At 38.1% G+C, this 20,121-nt stretch carries 16 protein-coding genes; 3 read left to right on the top strand and 13 right to left on the bottom strand.

The window, feature by feature from the left end:
* Nucleotides 1-18 precede the first annotated feature (18 nt).
* Both KSK37_RS11840 and porW read left to right on the top strand, forming a co-directional pair.
* Entirely contained in the window at nt 19-576 is a 558-nt protein-coding gene (locus tag KSK37_RS11840; RefSeq protein WP_217201743.1) for a Maf family nucleotide pyrophosphatase, read from the top strand.
* A gap of 91 nt (nt 577-667) precedes the next feature.
* Nucleotides 668-3,184, top strand: a complete 2,517-nt coding sequence (porW, locus tag KSK37_RS11835) for a type IX secretion system periplasmic lipoprotein PorW/SprE (RefSeq protein WP_217201740.1) — start codon at nt 668-670, stop codon at nt 3,182-3,184.
* Nucleotides 3,185-3,225: 41 nt separating this feature from the next.
* Here the strand turns inward: porW and tsaB are convergent, their stop codons facing one another.
* Genes tsaB through rpiB form a run of 7 tightly spaced genes read right to left on the bottom strand, consistent with a single transcriptional unit; the run spans nt 3,226 to nt 9,388 of the window.
* Nucleotides 3,226-3,903, bottom strand: a complete 678-nt coding sequence (gene tsaB / locus KSK37_RS11830; RefSeq protein ID WP_217201738.1) for a tRNA (adenosine(37)-N6)-threonylcarbamoyltransferase complex dimerization subunit type 1 TsaB — start codon at nt 3,901-3,903, stop codon at nt 3,226-3,228.
* Nucleotides 3,904-3,954: 51 nt separating this feature from the next.
* Nucleotides 3,955-4,707, bottom strand: a complete 753-nt coding sequence (locus tag KSK37_RS11825; protein WP_217201736.1) for an SDR family NAD(P)-dependent oxidoreductase — start codon at nt 4,705-4,707, stop codon at nt 3,955-3,957.
* Between the two features lie 26 nt (nt 4,708-4,733).
* Entirely contained in the window at nt 4,734-5,105 is a 372-nt protein-coding gene (locus KSK37_RS11820) for a YraN family protein (RefSeq protein WP_088359101.1), read from the bottom strand.
* Nucleotides 5,106-5,108: 3 nt separating this feature from the next.
* Complete coding sequence (locus KSK37_RS11815; RefSeq protein ID WP_088359102.1) at nt 5,109-6,038, bottom strand: S66 peptidase family protein; 930 nt, start codon at nt 6,036-6,038, stop codon at nt 5,109-5,111.
* The gene (locus KSK37_RS11810) at nt 6,039-6,719 is read right to left on the bottom strand and encodes a LysE family translocator (protein WP_088359103.1); all 681 of its coding nucleotides are present in this window, start codon (nt 6,717-6,719) and stop codon (nt 6,039-6,041) included.
* Between the two features lie 52 nt (nt 6,720-6,771).
* Nucleotides 6,772-8,928, bottom strand: a complete 2,157-nt coding sequence (rnr, locus tag KSK37_RS11805) for a ribonuclease R (protein ID WP_217201733.1) — start codon at nt 8,926-8,928, stop codon at nt 6,772-6,774.
* Between the two features lie 28 nt (nt 8,929-8,956).
* On the bottom strand, nt 8,957-9,388 hold the full coding sequence (gene rpiB, locus KSK37_RS11800; protein ID WP_217201731.1) for a ribose 5-phosphate isomerase B: 432 nt from the start codon (nt 9,386-9,388) through the stop codon (nt 8,957-8,959).
* Between the two features lie 716 nt (nt 9,389-10,104).
* Here rpiB and KSK37_RS11795 point away from each other — a divergent pair.
* The gene (locus tag KSK37_RS11795) at nt 10,105-11,295 is read left to right on the top strand and encodes a phosphoglycerate kinase (protein ID WP_217201729.1); all 1,191 of its coding nucleotides are present in this window, start codon (nt 10,105-10,107) and stop codon (nt 11,293-11,295) included.
* 263 nt (nt 11,296-11,558) lie between these two features.
* On the opposite strand, the gene KSK37_RS11790 is transcribed toward KSK37_RS11795, so the two are convergent.
* The 6 genes from KSK37_RS11790 to KSK37_RS11765 all read right to left on the bottom strand — a co-directional run bounded on the left by KSK37_RS11790 (nt 11,559) and on the right by KSK37_RS11765 (nt 20,106).
* On the bottom strand, nt 11,559-12,377 hold the full coding sequence (locus tag KSK37_RS11790) for a class I SAM-dependent methyltransferase (RefSeq protein ID WP_217201728.1): 819 nt from the start codon (nt 12,375-12,377) through the stop codon (nt 11,559-11,561).
* A gap of 108 nt (nt 12,378-12,485) precedes the next feature.
* Entirely contained in the window at nt 12,486-14,348 is a 1,863-nt protein-coding gene (gene mnmG / locus KSK37_RS11785; protein WP_217201726.1) for a tRNA uridine-5-carboxymethylaminomethyl(34) synthesis enzyme MnmG, read from the bottom strand.
* Nucleotides 14,349-14,497: 149 nt separating this feature from the next.
* Entirely contained in the window at nt 14,498-14,905 is a 408-nt protein-coding gene (gene ybeY / locus KSK37_RS11780) for an rRNA maturation RNase YbeY (RefSeq protein WP_217201724.1), read from the bottom strand.
* Nucleotides 14,906-14,908: 3 nt separating this feature from the next.
* Complete coding sequence (locus KSK37_RS11775) at nt 14,909-17,074, bottom strand: patatin-like phospholipase family protein (protein WP_217201722.1); 2,166 nt, start codon at nt 17,072-17,074, stop codon at nt 14,909-14,911.
* Nucleotides 17,075-19,519, bottom strand: coding sequence for a bifunctional UDP-N-acetylmuramoyl-tripeptide:D-alanyl-D-alanine ligase/alanine racemase (locus KSK37_RS11770; protein ID WP_217201720.1), 2,445 nt, complete (start codon nt 19,517-19,519; stop codon nt 17,075-17,077).
* Complete coding sequence (locus KSK37_RS11765) at nt 19,516-20,106, bottom strand: thymidine kinase (RefSeq protein WP_217201718.1); 591 nt, start codon at nt 20,104-20,106, stop codon at nt 19,516-19,518. Before KSK37_RS11765 ends, KSK37_RS11770 begins: the two co-directional genes overlap by 4 nt.
* Nucleotides 20,107-20,121: the final 15 nt, after the last annotated feature.

Raw genomic sequence — 20,121 nt, 5'->3', positions numbered from 1 at the left:
CATTATTAAAAAATTTAAATGAAGATATTACTGGCATCTAACTCTCCGAGAAGAAAAGAACTTTTAACCGGTTTAGGTTACGATTTCGACGTAGTTTCTGTGGATTGTGACGAAATTTATCCCGAGGATTTAGAAGTTGGAAAGATTGCGGAATACCTATCAGACCTCAAAGCAAATGCATTCAGAACTTTAGAAAAAGATGAAGTATTAATCACTGCGGATACTATTGTCGCAATAGAAAATGAAGTTTTAGGAAAACCCAAAGATGCAGTTCACGCTAAGGAAATGCTGAAAAAACTCTCAGGAAAAACACATGAAGTTTTTACGGGAATTACCATCAGAAACTCAGAAAAAAGCATTTCCCGGACTGATGTAGCCCATGTGGAAATTGATGAAGTGAGCGATGAGGAAATCGATTTTTACGTAAACCGGTACAGACCTTTCGACAAGGCAGGAAGTTACGGCGTTCAGGAATGGTTCGGAATGGCAAAAATCAAAAATCTGAAAGGCAGTTATTACACGGTGATGGGATTACCGACTCATTTGGTGTACACCTTATTAAAAGATTTTCAATAACGGAGTCTCAGAAATAAAAAATCGTTATTTTTACAAAAATTAATCTGCGATTTCTATACTATTTCGTGGATTTCAAAGTTATTACCAGATAATGAAAAAAACGATATACCTCCTTTTAGCAATCACGGTTTTCAATTCCTGTTCCACCAGGAAAAAGAGCAGTGATTCTACATTTATGAAAGGATTTTTCTCCTATTACAACACCCTTTTTAACAGTAAAGATGCATTGCAGACTGAGCTGAAAAACCGGGATCAGGCTCATAAAGATAATTTTTACGCTCCTTACATTCAGCTGTTAACCTACGATGAACAGCCTTTAGGAACAGACCTTAATTCGAGCGGAATGTTCGGTGAAGACGATGTAAATATGAATCCAAACGGTCCGGGAGTTCCAGGTTTACCTGGAAGAACTCCGAATTCCGGAAACGCAGGAGTAAAATCAGGTGCTACAGTTTTGGAGATTTCGGAAGCAAAAGCTTTAAAAGCCATCGCAAAATATTCAGTAATGAAAGGTGGCGAGGAAAAAAACAAGAAAATTTTTGATGCCAATATTCTGCTTGCTCAGGCGCGGCTGTACAACAACAAACCGCTGGAAGCTTTGGACGGACTGAATTATATTTTTGCCAATATGCGAAAGGATAAGAGAATGCCTTTGGCGAGAATTTATCAGGGTTTGGCGTATTCTAAAATGGGCGATTTTGCAAGAGCTGAAGAGGTTTTTGCCGATGTGAAAAAAGATAAAATCAAAAAAGATTGTCAAAAACTGTTAAGCATCTATCATTCGGAAATGCTGCTTCAGGCGGGAAAAAATGAAGATGCTGCCAACGAACTTGAAGAAGCTTACGCACTGAATAAAAACAGAAAACTCCGAAGCAGAATTGCTTTTTTAAGAGGGCAGATTCTGGCCAATTTGGGAAAAAATGAAGAAGCAAGAGAAAGCTTTGTTTCGGCCTACAAAAACGCCAACAGCTTCGAGTTTGAGGTGAAATCCCAGATCGAAATCGCAAAAACATTCAACGGAAAGGGTGATGATTATGAAGGCGCAAAAAATTATTTAGAGAAGATCAGTAAAAAAGGAACCTACGCTTCCCGTAAAAACGAATTTTACTATGCGCTCGGTTTAATGGCTAATAAGGCCGGAAAAAAAGACGATGCCAAAGCGTTTTTTGCGCAGTCGCTTAAAGAAAAAATGTCTGATCCTCAGATCCGCGGACTGGATTATTTCGAAATCGGGAAGGGCTTTTTTGAGGAAAGCGATTATCTTTCTGCTGGTGCTTATTACGATTCTGCACTTGCTGTAATGACTTACGAACCTTCCAAAATTCTTTTAAAAGAAAGATCCGAAAATATCAAACAGGTTTCTGCAAATTACTATTTAATCAAGAAAAATGACAGCATCCTGGCGTTAACCAAAATGCCTGAAGCGGAGAGAATCGCTTATTTTAATAAATATATCGATGCAGTAAAAGCGAAAGAAACGAAAGAAGAACTGGAAAGGAAAAGAAATGAACGCAGCAAAGGTTTTGATACCGGAGATTATGGGGCAAACTCTATTTTTGCGGCCAATTCAGGCGGTTTTCAGGATTTTGGAACAGGGAGAGGAGGCTTTTATTTCGCCAATCAAAGTACGGTTGCCAAAGGGGAATCTACCTTTAAACAGATATGGGGAAACCGTTCACTGAACGATAACTGGCGAACTTCTACCAGAACAAGTTCTATTGAAGATCTGAAAAACGAAGCGATGGGAATTGCATCCGCACCAGATCCACGAAGACTTGAACCCGGTTTTTATATCGAAAAAATACCTACCAATTCCGAAGAGATTTTAGCATTGAAAAAAGCCAGAGATACTGCGAGTTTAGGTTTAGGAAGAATGTACGAAACTTATTTTTCAGATACGCCTCTTGCTACCAAAACTCTTTATGATTTAGTAGATACCAACCCTGAAGAGGAAACCAAACTTCTGGCCCTTTACAATATTTTTGCCTTTAATTATGAGAAAAGTCCGGCAGCGGGCGAAAGGGCGAAACAGATGATTTTATCAGAATTTCCTTACACTTCTTATGCAGAATTTGTGAAGAATCCGAAAAACAATTCTTTCTCCCAGTCTTCTGAAGAAGTTGAAAAAGCTTACGCTCAGGCTTTCGATCTGTATTCCGCTGAAAAATATGACGAAAGTAAATCACTGATTGAAGCTTCATTACAAAAGTATCCGAAAGATGCGCTTGTTCCGAAATTTGCTTTGCTCAATGCATTCAATTCAGGTAAAACAGCAGGCAAAGAAATTATGATCCTGCAGCTCGAACAGATAGCTTTAAACTACGCCAGAACAAGCGAAGGCGAGAAAGCCAGAGAAATGCTGAAATACCTTAAAAGCGAACTTGAAATGGAAATGACGGATGAAAACGGAAATAAAAGCGAAACTGGCGGACCCGGAAAACCACGCGCTGAAGAAGGGCCGGCAGAGATTGCTTCGCCAGTACAGACACGCGAATTGAGTTCACCGACTCCGCAGGATCCAAATAACGGGACCGTAAGACCGAGAAAACCAACAGGGAAACAACCTGAGATGAGTTCCCCATTACAAATGGAAATGAAATTAAAATAAAGCGAAGAAATAATCTTCGCTTTTTTTATGAGTTTGAAATATTATGATGTTTTCTTTTTCTTAACGCCCTGAAAATCCTTCAGATAAAACGGCTCAAAATAAGCAACGTCCTCAAATTCTTTTTCATTGAATTTTTCCACAGCTTTCTTAATTAAATATTTTGCGGATGGATATACGTTATCTTCAAATACAGCATTCGGAAGCCGAAGAATTTCCTTTGCTTTCGCTGTACCGTCACCTACAAAAATCACTTTTTTATCACTGAATTCCTGAAAAGAAGTTTCATCCAGAACTTTTGCGTCGGTTTCAGTAAGCATTTTGCCGGTATTTCCGTCAAAAACAGCCGTATAAACCTCCATCCGCCTTGCATCGAGCAATGGAATGATAAAGTCATAATCTTTGCTTAAAAACGGCTCAATCATCGTTTCTAAAGAATTCACTGCCACTAACGGAATTTTCAGACCGTAACAGAACCCTTTTGCTGAAGATGAACCAATGCGTAAACCTGTGTAAGAGCCGGGACCCATTCCCAAAGAAACTGCGTCAAGGTCTTTCAGAGTGATTTTCGCGCCTTCCAAAGCCCATTGAACAAAAGTGTGCAGACTTTCGGACTGTTTATAATTTTCGGAAACTTCTTCGCATAAACATAAAAGTTCCTCACCATCCGAAATGGCAACAGAACAGTTCTTGGAAGAGGTTTCGATGTGGAGAATTTTCATGATGCAAATTTAACAAATCAAAAATGATTGATTAATCTTAAATAGCTGAATTTATAAATTTTTATACACCGTTCTCGGTTCACTCTGTGCACTCGGATAGATGGTTAAATCTGAAATGGCGACATGTTTTGGTGCATTGACGCAATAGTAAATAGCATCTGCAATGTCTTCCGGTTCCAGTGCTTTATAACCCTGATAAACAGTATTGGCTCTTTCTTCGTCTCCCTTAAAACGGACTTTGGAAAAATCTGTTTCCACCAGTCCCGGCTGAATATTGGTTACTTTAATTCCAAATTCTGTAAGCTCAAGCCGCATACCGTCAGAAATAACATCGACTGCTTTTTTTGAAGCGCAGTAAACCACTCCATTTGAGTAAGTCTGTCTTGCAGCAACGGAAGAAATATTCACGATATGTCCGGAATTCCTTTCTTTCATTCCCGGAATGAGGAGTTTTGAAACATAGAGAAGCCCTTTCACATTTCCGTCCATCATCGCGTCCCAGTCTTCAATTTTACCTTCCGAAAGAGGTTCCAAACCGTGGGCGTTTCCTGCGTTGTTAATTAAAACATCTATATTCTTCCAGTTTTCCGGAAGCGAAGCAATAGCATTTTCAACTTCGTTGAAATTTCTTTGGTCGAAATCTAAGGAATAAACTTCAGTGATAGCTGAAAGTTCTGTTTTCACCTGTTCCAGAACATCCGTTCTGCGTCCGCAAATGATAATTCTGAAACCATTTTTTGCGAATAATTCCGCGGTGGCTTTGCCAATTCCGGAAGTGGCTCCGGTGATAAGCGCTGTTTTCATTTTTTACTGATGATATTTAAATATTATTAGTTGGCATCGAAACTCTGAAAAGCATCTTCAATATGATTGATCTGCAAAACGCCGGATGAATCGGGGAGAACCGTGATAATATCAAAGCGGACTTCCTTATCAATGTTGTTTTCCTTCATGAAAAAGTCGGCACACATGACGATTGATTTTATTTTCTTTTTAGTCACCGCTTCCTGCGGCTCAATCACGGTATTATAGCTGCGTGCTTTCACTTCTGTTACGACAATCGTATTTTCAATTTCGGCAACAATATCAATTTCGGCTTTCTGATAACGGAAATTTCTGACCAAAATTTTGTAATTTTTCGAGGCTAAAAAATCAGCCGCCAAATCTTCTGCAAGTTTTCCGAAATCATTATGTTCTGCCATAATTTAGAAATTTACTTCTACCTTTTCGCCTACTTTTACTGAAACTTCTGCACCGATAATTAACGGGCGGTTATCAAAAATATGCCCGTTCGGGAAGCCGAAAACTGTCGGAAAATCATATTTTGAAAGCCGTTGTGAGATGATCTTGTAAGAAAATCCGTCGAAGCTTTCTTCGTAGTTTTTATTTTCTTTTTCATCGCCCATATTCGTCATTCCGCCGATAATCAATCCTTTAATCTCTCCGAAAACTCCGGCCAAATCAAGGGACATCAGCATCCTGTCCAATGCATAAAAATTCTCTCCGATATCCTCAATAAACAGGATTTTGTCCCTGAAATTAAAAGAGTAGGGCGTTCCTAATAAAGCATAGACCAAAGCTAAATTTCCGCCAATCAATATTCCTTCGGCATTTCCGGATTTGTTAAACTCATGGTTTGTGATAGAATATTTCGGGAATTTTCCTTTCAGAATATCGAACGTCAGATCATAACTTTCATCCGTCACTCCGAAACTTGATGTTTTTACAGTTTGCGCATGAATGGAAGCAAAATTATTTTTTAGTAAAAAGCTCTGAATCACGGTATTATCAGAATATCCGATGTACCATTTAGGGTTTTTTCTGAATTTTGAAAGACTCAAATGTCTTAACAAATGCTGACAGCCATAACCTCCTCTCGATGCCCAAATTGCCGAAATTTCTTCATGTTCTAAAGCCCAGTTCATATCGGAAATCCTTTCTTTTTCCGTCCCGGCGTAAGTGTATCCGTTTGAATATCTGGTGTAAAGATGTTTCCCTAAAACCGGCTCATAACCTTTAGCCTGAATCAGTTTCAGGCCTTTTTCAAGCTGAGATTCCTCCACTGCTCCCGCAGGCGAGATAATGGCAATTCGGTCTCCCTTTTTCAATGATTTGGGAAAAATAATCTCTTTCATTTACGGTCTGTGTTTTTGCTCGGTTTTTTCGGCTTCTTCAAGCTTTTTATCAAACTGATTGAATTTTTTAAAACTCTGCAGGAAGATAAAAATACTGAAAACGACAAGTACGAAACCCACGCCCTTCCTGATCTGATTGGCCAGTTTCTCGGTAAGTTTGTAATGAAACTGCTTCGCCAGGTAAATTTTAAAAAAGTCGATGGCGAGATAGGTTCCTACCACCAAAGCCATATACAGAAGAAATTCGTCCAGTTTCGGATAAGCATTTCTTACTGAAATTACCGTGACGAGCCAGAAAAGGACCACCCCGATATTCAGAATATTGAAGAAAAACCCGTTCAGAAAAGTTTTTATATAATTCTGGCTGATCATCTTTTCTTCTGAGGCGAGGTGCATTTTGGTTTTCGAAACAATCATGTAAATGGCGTAAATCAGGACGATGAACGAGGTAATCCGGTAAAATCCGGGATGTTTATCAATGAGCTGTACCAAATCTCCACTCGCAAAAAAAGCGGCCGCTATGCATAAAATATCCGCAAAAATAACACCCAAATCTAATGCTAAAGCGTGCTTTGGGCCGCGGGAAAAGCTGGTTTCGATCAGCAGGAAAAAAATGGGTCCGATAAAAACAAGACTCAGCATTACTCCTAAACCGACAGCTGATACTATAAGTTCCAACATTTACTAAATATTAATGTATTTTTATTTGACTGTACTTTGTTTTACATCAATACTATTCGTTTATAATTTTGAAATCAAGCTGTTTCTGTATCAGATTAGCTTTCATTACTTTAATTTTCACTTCGTCACCAAGCTGATATTGGTTTCCTGTTCTTGCGCCCTGAACTAAATGATTTTTCGCGTCGTAAGAATAGGAGTCGTCCATTAAATCACGAAGCTTAATTAAACCTTCCGCACCGTTTTCAGGAATCTGCACCCAGAAACCGAAATCGGCAACACCTGAAATAACTCCGGTGAACTCCTGACCCAAATGTTTCTCCATGAATTTCACCTGCATGAACTTGATGGAATCTCTTTCAGCATCGGCAGCGAGTCTCTCCATAGAACTGCAGTGCTTGCTTTTTTCTTCGATTTCTTCTTTGTTTGGAGACTTTCCGCCGTCCAGATAATGCTGCAGCAGACGGTGCGCAATAAGATCAGGATAACGTCGAATCGGGGAAGTAAAGTGAGAATAATACTCGAAACCAAGCCCGTAATGCCCGATAGGATTCGTGGAATAAACCGCTTTGCTCATCGATCTCATCGCAAGAGTTTCAATCATATTTTCTTCACCCTTTCCTTTTACATCGTTCAATAATTTATTTAAAGATTGAGCCACTTTTTTGGTATTCGCCAAATCCATTTTATACCCAAAAGTGGATACAAACTCTCTAAGTGCTTCTAATTTAGCAGGATCCGGATCGTCGTGAATACGGTAAATAAAGGTATTTCCGGTTGGTTCGCCTTTTCTGTTAAGGGAAATAAATTCCGAAACTTTCCTATTAGCCAAAAGCATAAATTCTTCAATTAAATGATTGGAATCTTTGCTTATTTTAAAGTAAACACCGATCGGCTCGCTGTTTTCGTCCAGATTAAAACGAACTTCGCTTCTGTCGAAAGTAATAGCACCATTATCAATACGTCTTTTTCTCAGTGTTTTCGCCAGACGGTCCAAAACCAGAATTTCTTCTGCAAGATCACCGGTTCCGGTTTCAATCCTTTCCTGTGCTTCTTCGTAACTGAATCTTCGGTCGGAATGAATTACTGTTCTTCCAAACCATTCCTTCAGCACTTCCGAATTATCATTGATTTCAAACACCGCAGAAAAAGTATATTTATCCTCATTCGGTCGGAGAGAACACACGTCGTTACTCAAAACTTCCGGCAGCATCGGAACTACGCGGTCCACCAGATAAACGGAGGTGGCGCGGTCATAAGCTTCATCATCGAGCAGGGTACCTGGAACTACGTAATGGGAAACATCCGCAATATGAACACCCACTTCCCAATTTCCGTTTTCTAATTTCTGGATGGAAAGTGCATCATCAAAATCTTTTGCGTCTTTCGGGTCGATCGTGAAAGTGCAGATTTTCCGCATATCACGTCGTTTGGCCACTTCACTTTCATGGATCTGTCTGTCGATTTCATCGGCTTCTTTTTCCACTTCTTCAGGGAAACTGTAAGGAAGACCGTACTCTGCTAAAATGGAATGAATTTCCGTTTCGTGCTCTCCCGGAGCTCCCAGAACTTTGATGATTTCTCCTTCAGGATTTTTTTCTCCAGCTTTCCAGTCGGTCATTTTTACGACCACTTTGTCACCGTCCTGCGCACCGCCGATTTTACCTTTCGGTACGAAGATATCTGTATTGATGGTTTTTTTGTCACACACCACAAAACCGAAATCCTTATGTTTTATCAGCTGGAAAGTTCCTACAAACTCGTCGCGGTTTCTCTCAATCACTTCAAGAACAGAACCTTCTAATTTTCTTCCTTTGAAATGATAGGTTACAATAAGTACTTTATCACCCTGCAGCGCATCTTTTACGTTTTTGGAATGAATAAATACGTCGCCGTCCATTCCGTCCACGTTAACATAGGCATTACCTGCCTGGTTGAAATCGATGATTCCTGTTAAAGTCCCTTCAATATGAAGATTGATGATGTATTTGCCTTTTTCTACTTCCTTTATTCTTTCATCGGAAAGCAGTTTGTGGAGTGACTGAATTACTAATTCGCGCTGGCGTGGATTCTTATAGTCTATACCATCAGCTATCTGCTTATAATTGTAGATTTTGCTGGACTGTTTGTTCATAAAACCCAAAATCAAACGTCCAATTTCCTGGAGTTTGTGGTTGTTTTTATGAGATATAAATTTGCTTTTTTTTGCCATTTAATTTTATTAAATTTTTTAGCGGAGATTAGCAATATGCAATCTTATCCACTCTGTTTTGGTGTCTTCCTCCTTCAAAATCTGTACTGAGGAATTTTTCAACAATATCAATTGCCAGTTCGCTGGCAATAAATCTCGCCGGAAGTGCAATCATATTGGCGTTGTTGTGTTTTCTTGCAAGTTCAGCCAGTTCAGGCATCCAGCAAAGGGCACAACGGATATCCTGATGTTTGTTTGCGGTAATAGCTACACCCTGTCCGCTGCCGCAGATCAGAATCCCGAAATCGCTTTCTCCTTTTTCCACTGAAGTTGCTGACGGATGAACAAAGTCTGGGTAATCCACAGAATCTTTGGAAAACGTTCCGAAATCTTTTACTTCATATTTATCTTGCAAATATTTTTTTATGATTTCTTTGTAATCGAAACCTGCATGGTCGCAAGCAATTGCTATTTTTTTCATGGGATATTTATTAAAGATCAGAATTTCAATTCATACAAATTTATGATTATTAAAATAAATATAATTAAACGCGCCTTATTTCTTTACGACAGAGGTCCGTTTTTTGTTTTTGGAAATCACTCTGCATGAGTGATGGAAGCGGTTACCCCGCAACACGCGGCGGCAAAGGAAAGGCGTGAGGAGTATGAGCGGACAGCACGACCCGGGCGGCAGATTAGGCAGAAGGCGAGGGGCATGCCCAAAAACTATACCTGTTACTTGTGAGGATAACCCCGAATTCCTGTGGATAACTCCTAAAAAGATTTGTTTTTTTTATTCATATTAAATTCATAATGCATTTTGTTTTTTGATATCCGGCGAAATTATTGGAAAAGTTTTCGGGTGGAATAAGATAGGTTTTCCATAATGCAGTTGCTAATAGATGTCTTTCATAACAGTTACTGACAATTGTTAATAAAAGTTAATTTCTGTTAAAAATCAGCATGTTGCAATGTGAATTAAATATGAATTGAACTGCAACTAAATGTGGCGAAATAAAAACTTTTAGTTCTCCCCAAATCCGTCTGCTACAACAACACTAATCATTTCTTTTTTTTAAAGAAAGAATATATTGTAGATAAAATGAGGCTTTGGGGATTGTGGAATTTTAAATGAAATTAAATTTTTAATCGGGTGAATAAATCTTAAATTTGTGAAACAAAAAAACAGAGGATTTTATGAAAACAATTAACGATTTCAATTTTAAAGATAAAAAGGCTTTGGTGAGAGTGGATTTTAATGTTCCTCAAAGTGCCGATCTGAAAGTTACCGATAATACGAGAATCCAGGCCGTGAAACCTACGGTGGATAAAATACTGAATGACGGAGGTTCTGTGATTTTAATGACGCATCTTGGAAGACCGAAAGGAAAGGTGTCTGAGCAGTTTTCTCTGAAGAATATCGTTCCTGAGATTGAGTCTGTTTTAGGAAAAGAGGTGAAGTTTTGCGACGACTGTATGGGGGAAGACGCCAAAAATATGACTGCAAACCTTAAGCCAGGCGAAATCCTTCTTCTGGAGAATTTAAGATTCTATGATCAGGAGGAAGCAGGGGATAAAGATTTTGCTGAGAAGCTTGCGAAATATGCTGATTCATACGTTAATGATGCATTTGGTACCGCGCACAGAGAACATGCTTCTACTGCTGTAATCGCTCAGTTTTTCCCTTCAACTAAATTTTTCGGTTTACTGATGGCTAAAGAGCTGGATGCTATAGATAAGGTTTTGGGAAGCGGTGAAAAACCGGTTACTGCGATTCTTGGAGGTTCAAAGGTTTCTACTAAGATTACTATTATTGAAAATATTTTGCCTGCGATTGACAATTTAATTATCGGCGGCGGAATGGCTTTCACTTTTGTTAAGGCTTTAGGCGGACATATCGGAAATTCTCTGTTAGAAGAAGATAAGCTTGGTTTAGCGCTGGAAATTTTGGAAAAAGCAAAAGGTCAGAATGTTAAAGTCTATTTGCCTGTGGATACTATTATAGCTGATGAATTCAGTAATGATGCTGACCATAAGGAAATGGATATTTATGCAATTCCGGACGGATGGATGGGAATGGATGCAGGAACAAAAACGAAGGCATTGTTTCATGATGTACTGATGAATTCGCGGACGATATTATGGAACGGCCCGATTGGGGTTTTCGAAATGCCGAATTTTTCTTCCGGAACCGTTTCGTTAGGAGACAGCATTGCTGAAGCGACTAAACTTGGTGCTTTTTCTCTTGTAGGTGGAGGAGACAGTGTTGCTTTTGTGAAACAGTTCGGTTATGATGATAAAGTAAGTTATGTATCAACCGGAGGAGGAGCGATGCTTGAAAGTTTGGAAGGTATGGAACTTCCCGGAGTAAAAGCGATCAATAACTGATAAGAACTATTATTTTAGTTTTAAATGTAAAAGAAAAAGTTTCCAGATGATTCTGGAAACTTTTTTTTATGATCGAATTTCGAAATGGATGAGTTCTAATTAAATTTCTTTTTATGGTCAAGAATTTTTCGGGGAAAAATCTTATAACAAATATTTCTAAAATTTCCTTATTGGAAATTTTTTTGGTTGAAATTTAAATTTTAACCAAAAAATGAAAAATCAGGCGAAAAACGGATCTCATAAACCTATTAAAAATCGAAAAACTATTTCTTTTTGATAATATATATCAAACTTGAAAATTCGTTGTTTTTTAACCCTTTAAAATTAGAAATCGCTCCGAAAATCATTCCCTTAATCCAAAATAATGGAGATTTTTTATATTTTTCGCTTAACATAGAAATATAGAAAGAATCGAGGAGGAGAGGTTTAATTTTTTTGAGTTCCCAGTTTTCATTATTCATTAAATTTATCATTCCAGTTTTTGTAAAATGATAAATATGTCTTGGAACATCATACGCTGCCCAGTATTCTTTGTATTTCTTAGCATCATAAGAAGTTGGATTTGGGACCGCGATTATTAATAAGCCGTTGTTTTTCAGTTTATTATGGAATTTATCCAACATATATTGCTGGTTTTCAATATGTTCGAAAACGTGCCATAATGTAATGGCATCTAAACTTCCGTTTTCTATAGAGTCGATTTCGCTTAGAATTTTTGTTTTTGATACCTTTTGTGAAGCGAAATTTCTTGCTGCTTCGTTCGGCTCAAAACCATAGGTAGTAAAATCTTCTTCGATGAACTTTAAAAATTCACCTGCGCCGCATCCGTAATCCAGAACTTTTGCATGCAGATAGAGTTCCTTTGCCAGAATATTTCTTTTGAAATTTAAATTAAAACCCTGAAGAAATTTATATAGTTTTTCTTTCAAAGTTCCGGAATCCTGATGATGAGAAATATACTCTTTGCTCTCATAATACTTTTCAATATGATGAGGGACGGGGTGGGTTTTAAAAACGCCTTTAGTTTCAGTTTCCCTGATTTCAAATATTTCCTGAGAGAGGAAATGGTCTTTAATTTTCATAATAGTGGATGTTAAAATCAAAACTTCAGCACCAAAAATTGATAACTGAAGTTTTTACATTTATGTTTCACGTGAAACATTTACTTTTAATCAAAACGGAAAATGTATTTATCTTCCTAAATAAATTAAAAGCACGTTAATATCTGCCGGCGATACACCGCTTATTCTTCCGGCTTGAGCTATAGTTTTTGGCTGCACTTTATTCAGTTTCTGTTTGGCTTCTGACGAAAGGGAACCAATCTTTGAATAATCAAAATCCTCCGGGATTTTAATAGTCTCCAAGCGATTTAGTTTAGCGACATTTTCTTTTTCCTTTTCAATATATCCTTTGTATTTAATATTGATTTCCGCCTGTTCTTTTACTTCTTCACTATAATTTTCGGTTTTCTCTAAAATGAAATCGATATCCTCTAATTTCTTCATGGTCATATTAGGCCTTGTCAAAATCTGAGAAGCGCGGTAAGCCTGATCAACCGCAGAGGATTCAATCGATTCTAAGATTGGATTGATTATTCCGGGTTTTAAAGATGTTTCTTTTAGAAATGCTTCAAGTTCGTTACTTTTATTGATCTTTTCTTCAACATTTTTAAGTCTTTCTTCGTCAGCTAATCCCATCTTGAAAGATTTCTCAGTGAGACGGATATCGGCGTTGTCCTGTCTTAAAAGCAGTCTGTATTCAGCTCTTGACGTAAACATTCTGTAAGGTTCTTCGGTTCCTTTTGTGATAAGATCATCAATCAAAACCCCGATATAAGCTTCGTCGCGGTTCAGGATAAATTCTGCCTGATCGTGAACTTTATTATGTGCGTTAATACCAGCAATTAATCCCTGTCCTGCTGCTTCTTCATAACCAGTAGTACCGTTAATCTGTCCCGCGAAATAAAGATTTTCAATCAACTTTGTTTCGAGAGTATGGTAAAGTTGGGTAGGAGGGAAGTAATCATATTCGATAGCATATCCCGGACGGAAGACTTTTACATTTTCAAAACCTGGGATATGTCTCATCGCCTTGATCTGAATGTCTTCAGGAAGCGAAGAACTGAATCCGTTTACGTAGATTTCAACTGTTTTCCATCCTTCCGGCTCTACGAATAACTGATGACGGTTTCTTTCTGCAAAGCGGTTGATTTTGTCTTCAATGCTTGGGCAGTATCTTGGACCGATACTCTGGATAGTTCCGTTAAACATCGGGCTTCTGTCAAATCCTTCACGCAAAATATCGTGCACTGTTTCATTTGTATAAACAATATGACAGCTCATCTGTTTGGTAAGTTTTAGGGTATCAGAATAAGAAAATTTCTGTGGATTTTCATCGCCTTTCTGTTCTTCCATTTTGGAGTAATCCAAACTTCTTCCATCGACACGTGGAGGAGTTCCTGTTTTCATTCTACCGGCTTCGAAACCTAGAGAAACCAGCTGTTCTGTGATCCCAAAAGCGCGTGGTTCGCCCATTCTTCCGCCACCTAACTGCTTGTCTCCAACATGAATTAAACCGTTTAAAAAAGTTCCGTTGGTTAAAACAACGGATTTACCTTTGATTTGGATTCCCAAGGAAGTTACGACGCCAACTGCTTTATTGTTTTCGATGATCAGGCTTTTAACCATATCTTGGAAAAAGTCCAGATTCGGTGTATTTTCCAGGGCTAACCGCCATTCTTCAGCGAAAAGCATCCTGTCATTCTGTGTGCGCGGAGACCACATTGCAGGGCCTTTTGAAAGGTTAAGCATTTTAAACTGGATCGCAGATTTATCTGCAATAATTCCTGAATACCCACCCATTGCATCTATTTCCCGGACTATTTGTCCCTTTGCAATACCACCCATTGCGGGGTTACAGGACATTTGTCCAATCGTTTGCATATTCATGGTGACGAGCAGGGTTTTTGAGCCCATGTTAGCAGCGGCGGCGGCGGCTTCACAACCTGCGTGACCTGCACCAACAACTATTACGTCGTATATTTCGTTGATCATTTCTTATTGATAAATGCTGATTAATAATTGATGTTTCACGTGAAACATCAGATTTCTTTTTGAATTAATGGGTTGATTCTGGTCCGAGTGATCTCAAATATTTTGTGAATTTACGTACAAAATATGAAGAGAAAAACGGGAATCAGGTCCTATAAAATATTCAAATAAAAATCTTCTTTTCTGCGCATTTCTGTTATTTCCTCATCAGTTTTGTCTTTATAACCGCAAAGATGAAGGATGCCATGGGCTAAAACACGGTATAATTCAACATCAAAATCTTTTGACAAAATAGCAGCATTTTCAGAAATGCGCGGCAAAGATACGAAAATATCTCCTGCGATTGTTTTGCCCTTTACATAGTCGAAGGTGATAACATCGGTGTAATAATCGTGCTGTAAGAAATCGCGGTTAACTTTTAGAAGGTAATCGTCATCGCAAAAGATGTAATTTATATCTCCAGGTTTTTTATTTTCTGCGAGTATAAGGTTTTCTAACCAGGTATTGATTTCCTGACCGATAGTAATAGATTCTATATTTTCAAAGAAAAACTGTATCATAATTTAGAACCAATGTCCCAGGATAACGCTGTAAACATTGTTTTTTTGTGTTAAAGAACGGCTGTAATTAAATTTGATCTGTCCGAATGGTGATTTGTAACCAGCGGTTAAACCAGCCGAAGATTGGTTAATGTGCGGAATATCGTCCACTTTTATGTCATTAAATAAATTGGCAATACTGAAATGTGCGTCAATAAAATAGTTTCGGTATAGGTTAAACTGAAAAGTATTGGATGCGGTAAGCATATTCTTCGAGCTTAACTGTCCAAATTCGTAGCCCTGAAACTGGGTGAAATTCCCTAAATTCTGCTCAAAAATACCGCCAATTCTATAATGGTAATAAGGGGAAAGATCCTCTCCAACAGTGAAACCGCCAAACAAACCGAGTCTGTAAGTCAGCCAAGCGGATATCGGGAAATTAATCTGAGAGGTGATTTTGGCCTGAAAAGTTCTTCCTTCCTGATCCTTATTCAACAAATGCAGAATTTTTCCTTCTGCGTTAAGAAGTAGACCTTTTGTAGGGAAACTTTTATCATCCTGCGTATCGGTTTTGATGAATGCATATGCATTTATGAAGTTAATAGCGTTGGAATAAGTCTGAGCTCCCATGACTTTCGATTCAAAATAATCATGACTTAAACCGGCACCTATGGCATATTTATCGCGCCAAATCGATTGAATAAATGCTTCATTGCGGAGCCAGTTCCATTTTTCGTATACATTGGAATCAACGTCATTAAGATCAAGGGTCATTCCGGATGCGTAAACACCAAATCCGGGGATATATCCGTTATCAATAAAATAATTAAAATAGTAACGCGGTTTATCACCTACAACAACATCAAGAGAAATTGTAGAATTTCTGAATAAAAGTCTTTTAACTGTTGTATTGATCAACAATCCTGTTTTGAAAACTTCATCATAATGAAGCCCAAATTTCAGAAAAAACCGCGTGTCGTCTTCAGTAACTGTAAGTTTCAGAAAATTATGGTCATCTTTCTGAATAATATCATAATTGACTAAAGTGTAGTTATGGGTAGAGTAGAGTTTATCGATCATTTTATTGATACCTCCGTAAGTCTGTAAAGACGGAACCCGAAGACCCATTTTTCCGCGGACATAATTTTCCCCAAAAATATGGTTGTTTTCAAGAATTAGACTATCGATCTTATAAACATTAGAATAAATTGAATTTAACGGAGCCCGCAGAAGTTCTGTTTTGCGTTTCGGAAGCAGCGATAGGGTTGGAGTGTATTTCTGAGCTTCGACATAACCGGAATCTAAAATGGCTCTTTTAGCATCGTAACTTGTAGCGCTCATCCCAGTCAAATCAGGACGAATGTTAATATCGGTGTATTTGTACTGGTTTTTTGTTTCTTTCTGAATCCCAAAATCGATCACCTGATTCAAAATGGCAATCGCACTCTGCAGCTTGCCACGGTCGGCAAGTCCCTGGCTTAGATCTACTCCGATAACGATATCTATTCCTTTGTCTTTAAGCGGTTTAGACGGATAATTTATTGTCATCGCACCGTCAATATATAATGAATCACCAATTTTTACAGGATCCATTAATGAAGGAAATGCTGAGCTGGCCATAATGGCGCTGACTAAATCTCCTTTTTCGAAAATTTCGATTTTTCCGCTCTCCAGGTTAGTTGCAATACACATGAAAGGAATGGGAAGTTTTGAAAAATCACTGATGGTAGAAACATTTTTGAAGAGCTCTTTCAGCAGGTAAATGTTTTTTTGTCCCGTAGAAATTGCTTTGGGCAGCACATTAATCTTGCCGTCTTTTACGGGAACGGTGAGAATGTATTTATCAACAGCTTTATTGAAAAAAGTGGTTTCCTGTCTTGTCTTTTCATTGGCTATTATGTTGTAGAAATCCGTATCCATCACTATTTTCTCGATTTCCTTACCCGAGTATCCGGATGCATAAAGACCGCCTACAATAGCCCCCATACTGGTTCCGGAAATATAATCGACTTTCACCCCGAGGGAATCAAGAACTTTCAGTACACCGATGTGGGCAAAACCTTTTGCTCCTCCTCCCGAAAGCGAGAGGCCTATTTTAGCGTGAGGAGGTATAGAAAGTCCTTCTTTCACCTGTGCTTCCAGAGAAAAATTCAGAATAACAACAAGAAAAAGCAGGAGTATTTTTTTCATTTAATCTTTGATATAAATTCTTTTAACCCTTCTTGAAATAGATGTTAAAACTTCATAAGGAATTGTATTACAGTAATTTGCGAATTCCTCCAAAGTTGGATTAGCATTAAAAATTATTACTTCGTCACCTTCCTTTACCACAGCATTACCGATATCTACCATCAGCATATCCATACAGACGTTTCCGACAATCGGATAAAGTTTTTTATGGATACCTACATTTCCTACTTTGTTACCGATTAACCGTGGGATTCCATCAGCATATCCAACAGGGATTGTCGCAATCATAGTGTCATTCTCAGGACGGTACTTTCTGTTGTAACCTACTGATTCTCCTTTTTCGACCTTGGAGATCTGTGAAATTACGGTTTTAAAAGTTACTGCATTTTTCAGTTGTTTTTGGATGTCAGGATTTGCTGATATCCCCACCATTCCAATCCCGATTCTCACCATATCAAACTGAAAGTTTGAATAGCTTACAATGCCCGATGTATTAAGGATATGCCGCAAAGGCTGGTATTTCAGGCCATTAATAAGCTGCTCAGAATTCTTAGTGAAAATATCAATTTGCTCTAAAGTATATTCTTCTCCATCCGGCACATCTGAGGAAGATAAGTGACTGAAAATGGATGCCACCTTTACATTCATGGTCTTCAATTTTTCAGCGAGCTCATCAAGTTCATCTTTCTTAAAACCAAGACGGTGCATTCCGGTCTCGAGTTTAATATGAATTGGATAGTCTTTCTGAATACCTTTCTGAACCAGTTGTTGATTAAACAGTTCCAATACGCGGAAACTGTAAATCTCAGGTTCCAGATTATAATCGATGATAATGTTATAACTGTGCTGCTCCGGATTCATTACCATAATCGGCGTCGTGATGCCGTTTTTTCTTAAATCTACACCTTCATCAGCATACGCAACTCCAAGATAGTCAATATGGTGGTGCTGCAGAAATTCTGCGATTTCGTAACCTCCTAAGCCGTAAGAATAAGCTTTTACCATTGCCATCATTTTAGTTTCAGGCTTCAGCAAGAATTTATGAATATTGATATTGTGAAGAATCGCATTCAGGTTTACTTCAAGAACAGTATCGTGCTTTTGTAATTCCAGATGATTTTTTACTTTTTCAATCTCAAATTTTCTTGCACCTTTTAATAAAATGAGTTCATTTTCTATCTGGTTAAGCTGATGACTTTCAGTGAGTTCAATCGTGCTATTAAAAGTATAAGTCTCTGATGAAAAAAGTTTTGCAAAAACGGATATTTCCTCGCCAACAAGAAATATTTTACTGAAATTCTGTTGATTGGTGAGTGCTGCGACCTCATGATAAAGCCGTTCAGAATTTTTACCTTCAACAAAATCGGTAAGTATTAATGTTTTCTTCGGTTTGTTGTATTCATTGATAAATTGAAAAGCAATTTTCAAAGAATCCAGATCAAGGTTAAAGGAATCATTAATGATCAAATTATTCCGCAAACCGTTGACACTTTCCAGACGCATTTCTATCGATTTCAGAGAATTTATTTTATCAATAATTTTTGAATTTCCGAAACCGTATTCTTTAAGCACCGTAATAATACAGAGTGCGTTACTCAAAGTAGCCTCATCACGCTGGTGCGCTGGAAGCGAAAATGTTTCATCAAAATACTGAATCTGCAGACTGGTTGTTTTATCGGTCCAGTCGTTTTTGATGTAAAGGTTATTATGGTTTTTTAATCCGAATGATATTAATTTTTTACTTGAATATATTTCATTTATTTTATTAAAAACCAAATCATTATCACCATTAAAAATGATAGTCTCAGAGTTTTTAAATAACTCAATTTTTTCATCTATTAACTGTTCTTCATTAATAAAATTAGAAGAATGCGCTGATCCGATATGCGTTAAAATTCCAACCTGAGGAGAGAAAACATCTTCAAGAATTTCCATTTCGCCGGGTTTAGAAATTCCGACTTCAAAAATCCCGAGCTCATGATTTTTTTCAATTTGTAACAGTGAAAGCGGAAGACCGATTTGGGAGTTGAAACTTTTCGGACTTTTTACCGTATTGAAATCATCGAAAAGACTTTGGTAAAGCCATTCTTTTACGATTGTTTTTCCATTACTTCCAGTAATACCAATGGTTTTTAAATGAAATTGCGCAAGATGATTTTTTGCTAAATTCTGAAGAAACTTCACTGAATTTTTAACGATAATCCAGGTGATATCTTTGATTTCCGGGAGCTGATGTTCTGCAATAATAATCTTTACTCCTTTTTCTACCGCCGAGTGAATATATTTTTCACCTGAATTTTTAGAAGTAGTAATCGCAATAAAAGCGGTATTTGCCGCTGAGTAAATATTACGGCTGTCGAAATCAATATTTTTCACAGAAAGATTTGGATCTCCGATTAACTGGGAGTCTGTAATTTCTGCAAGCTGTTGGGTGGTGTAGTTCATTTGTTATTTCTGTTCAGAAATTCGTCATTAAAAACTTTACGGCTGACCGCTTCATAGCTTTCAGTTTCTCCCAGCTCCACAAGATCTTTGCTGGTAGAAATCCTCATAGAATGGTTTGCGAGATTTCCGGTTCGTTTGCAGATCGCGTGAACTTTCGTTACATATTCCGCGGTGGCCATCAGATTGGGAATCGGTCCGAAAGGGCGTCCCATAAAATCCATATCCAGACCGGCAATTACAACACGGATTCCATTGTTTGCCAGTTTATTAGCAACTTCAACAATGCTTTCGTCAAAAAACTGTGCTTCATCTATGCCGACAACATCGCAGGTAGATCCCAGCAATAGGATTTCGTTCGGGCTTTCAACCGGGGTGCTGCGAATTTTATTCTGGTTGTGGGAAACCACTTCCTCTTCCGCATAACGCGTATCCAGTTTCGGTTTGAAAATTTCCACATTTTGTCCTGCCATTTCCGCACGCCGAAGTCTTCGGATCAGTTCCTCAGTTTTCCCCGAAAACATCGAGCCGCAGATAACTTCCATCCATCCGCTTTGTTTTGCGTGATTAATTGTATTTTCTAAAAACATTTGTTAATTTAGCCG

Source organism: Kaistella soli (genome assembly GCF_019038595.1).
GTDB classification, from domain to species: Bacteria; Bacteroidota; Bacteroidia; order Flavobacteriales; family Weeksellaceae; genus Kaistella; species Kaistella soli.
Note: the sequence above shows the minus strand (reverse complement) of the source record. Positions and strands in the feature narration are given on the sequence as shown.

What these genes read in the sequence shown, in the direction of transcription:
- KSK37_RS11840 (WP_217201743.1), top strand. Translation starts at nt 19, where the DNA reads ATGAAGATATTACTGGCATCTAACTCTCCGAGAAGAAAAGAACTTTTA.
- porW (WP_217201740.1), top strand. Translation starts at nt 668, where the DNA reads ATGAAAAAAACGATATACCTCCTTTTAGCAATCACGGTTTTCAATTCC.
- tsaB (WP_217201738.1), bottom strand. Translation starts at nt 3,903, where the DNA reads ATGAAAATTCTCCACATCGAAACCTCTTCCAAGAACTGTTCTGTTGCC.
- KSK37_RS11825 (WP_217201736.1), bottom strand. Translation starts at nt 4,707, where the DNA reads ATGAAAACAGCGCTTATCACCGGAGCCACTTCCGGAATTGGCAAAGCC.
- KSK37_RS11820 (WP_088359101.1), bottom strand. Translation starts at nt 5,105, where the DNA reads ATGGCAGAACATAATGATTTCGGAAAACTTGCAGAAGATTTGGCGGCT.
- KSK37_RS11815 (WP_088359102.1), bottom strand. Translation starts at nt 6,038, where the DNA reads ATGAAAGAGATTATTTTTCCCAAATCATTGAAAAAGGGAGACCGAATT.
- KSK37_RS11810 (WP_088359103.1), bottom strand. Translation starts at nt 6,719, where the DNA reads ATGTTGGAACTTATAGTATCAGCTGTCGGTTTAGGAGTAATGCTGAGT.
- rnr (WP_217201733.1), bottom strand. Translation starts at nt 8,928, where the DNA reads ATGGCAAAAAAAAGCAAATTTATATCTCATAAAAACAACCACAAACTC.
- rpiB (WP_217201731.1), bottom strand. Translation starts at nt 9,388, where the DNA reads ATGAAAAAAATAGCAATTGCTTGCGACCATGCAGGTTTCGATTACAAA.
- KSK37_RS11795 (WP_217201729.1), top strand. Translation starts at nt 10,105, where the DNA reads ATGAAAACAATTAACGATTTCAATTTTAAAGATAAAAAGGCTTTGGTG.
- KSK37_RS11790 (WP_217201728.1), bottom strand. Translation starts at nt 12,377, where the DNA reads ATGAAAATTAAAGACCATTTCCTCTCTCAGGAAATATTTGAAATCAGG.
- mnmG (WP_217201726.1), bottom strand. Translation starts at nt 14,348, where the DNA reads ATGATCAACGAAATATACGACGTAATAGTTGTTGGTGCAGGTCACGCA.
- ybeY (WP_217201724.1), bottom strand. Translation starts at nt 14,905, where the DNA reads ATGATACAGTTTTTCTTTGAAAATATAGAATCTATTACTATCGGTCAG.
- KSK37_RS11775 (WP_217201722.1), bottom strand. Translation starts at nt 17,074, where the DNA reads ATGAAAAAAATACTCCTGCTTTTTCTTGTTGTTATTCTGAATTTTTCT.
- KSK37_RS11770 (WP_217201720.1), bottom strand. Translation starts at nt 19,519, where the DNA reads ATGAACTACACCACCCAACAGCTTGCAGAAATTACAGACTCCCAGTTA.
- KSK37_RS11765 (WP_217201718.1), bottom strand. Translation starts at nt 20,106, where the DNA reads ATGTTTTTAGAAAATACAATTAATCACGCAAAACAAAGCGGATGGATG.